Origin of the sequence: Microcystis sp. M53602_WE12 (assembly GCF_030065455.1) — a bacterium.
Lineage (GTDB): Bacteria > Cyanobacteriota > Cyanobacteriia > Cyanobacteriales > Microcystaceae > Microcystis > Microcystis aeruginosa.
This window is the reverse complement of the sequence record NZ_JASJFB010000575.1, coordinates 1-1858: the sequence shown is the minus strand read 5'-3', so window position 1 is coordinate 1858 and position 1858 is coordinate 1. Positions and strand designations below refer to the sequence as shown.

The 1858-nt window shown below is 47.1% G+C and carries 1 protein-coding gene; it reads left to right on the top strand.

Annotated features, from left to right (window positions below):
• Positions 1 to 203: 203 nt before the first annotated feature.
• A partial coding sequence (locus tag PX482_RS18465; RefSeq protein ID WP_288122816.1) for a protein phosphatase 2C domain-containing protein occupies positions 204 to 1858 on the top strand: 1655 nt, incomplete at its 3' end.

Sequence of the window (1858 nt, the reverse complement as noted above, 5' to 3'; positions counted from 1 at the left end):
TGAAATGGGGCGAAAGTCTGTGGACTCTGTGTAAGACAGTACATGGTTTTTTAACTGTGGTATGCGACGGTGGTGGAAGCAGAAACTTAAATCGTGAGGTTTAGGAATCGCCGCACTTTTAGGGCGGCGAGGATGTCAACGTGGATAAAAACACGCTATTTTATTAACCTATACTAACCGCGCTTTAGGAGTCAGCAGTTTTCATGGATTCCGTGACAACCCTCCAATGTCAAAACCTAACCTGTCTATCCCCGAACGCTCTCACTAATAGATTCTGTGAAAAATGCGGTACTCCTTTAGTTAAGCGCTATTTATGGATGATGGGTGATTGGGTGAGAACCTATTATCATGTTGGCGAGCTAATTGATAATCGTTATTTGGTCAAACAACCACAAATTGTTCTTGATACTAAACCCGCTCAAGCACCCCAAGCGCCGGACGAACCTCCTAGCTGGATTTCCCTCTACCTAAAATTGTTACCCTTCCATCTCCACATTCCCCAAGTCTATGGCTATATTCCCAGTCCCGATGAACGCTTAAATATGGACATCTGGCTGTTGGAATACGGCACTATTCCCCTCGATCAAACGGGAGAATTAATATATCCAGAACTATTGCCCACTCTAGCCGAGGTTTGGTCGCAAGCTTCCGATTTAAGACAAATTCACTGGTTATGGCAAATGGCCAAACTCTGGCATCCCCTTCAGAGAAAGGCTGTAGTCTCTAGTCTGCTCAACCCTTCACTGACGAGAGTGAATGATCAGCTGCTGCAATTGCTAGAATTAAGCAAAGATGAGGCCACCGCTCCCAATTTAAAAGATTTAGGAGCTTTCTGGACCGGTCTGATCCCGACGGCAGCCGCTAATATTCAAGATTTTCTCGTATCCCTGACCCAAGAGCTAGAATCCGGTGATCTCGATCGCCCGGAATCCCTGATCGCTATTCTCGATTATGCACTACAGCACTACGGTGGAGGTCAAGAACGCAGCTATGAGATTTTTACCTGCACTGATACCGGTCTGCTGCGGGAACACAACGAGGATGCCTGTTATCCCCCGACTAATCAGGCCATAACCCTCGCTCATGGTCAAAATCCCCTGGCGATTGTCTGTGATGGCATCGGCGGTCAGGAAGGGGGCGAAATCGCTGCTCAATTGGCGATCAAAACCCTGTCTAGGGAAATTAATCCCAGTCCCACCACTAATATTGAAATCTATCCCGATAGTTACAGTCTTATCCTCGAACAGGCGATTCGTGTCACCAATGATCTGATCAGTCAACGCAATGATCAGGAGTCAAGACAAGATCGTCAGCGCATGGGTACGACTCTAGTTATGGCTTTTGCCCAGGCCCAGGAAATGTACGCGGCCCATGTGGGGGATTCCCGCATCTATTGGATTACTGCCCACAGTTGTCATCAAGTGACGGTGGATGACGATCTCGCTTCCAGGGAAGTGAAATTAGGCTATCTCCTCTATTGTGATGCCATACAGTATCCCAACGCGGGGGCCTTGGTGCAAGCTTTGGGCATGAGTAGCGCCAATAATCTCCATCCCACCGTTCAGAGGTTGATTATTGATCAAGATTGTGTTTTTCTCCTCTGTTCCGATGGTTTAAGTGATTACGATCGGGTAGAACAATACTGGGACAGTGAAATTGTGCCTCTTTTGCGAGGAGAGAAAAATGTAACCGCCGTGGGGGAAAGTTTATTACAACTAGCTAACCAGAAAAACGGTCACGATAACTCCACCATCGCCCTAGTTTATTGTCGGGTAGTTCCTGCGGCTGAACCTGTCACGCCTTTAGTTTATGCTGAGGCCAAAGAACGGATTATTCCCGATCTTAATGACCAAGATTT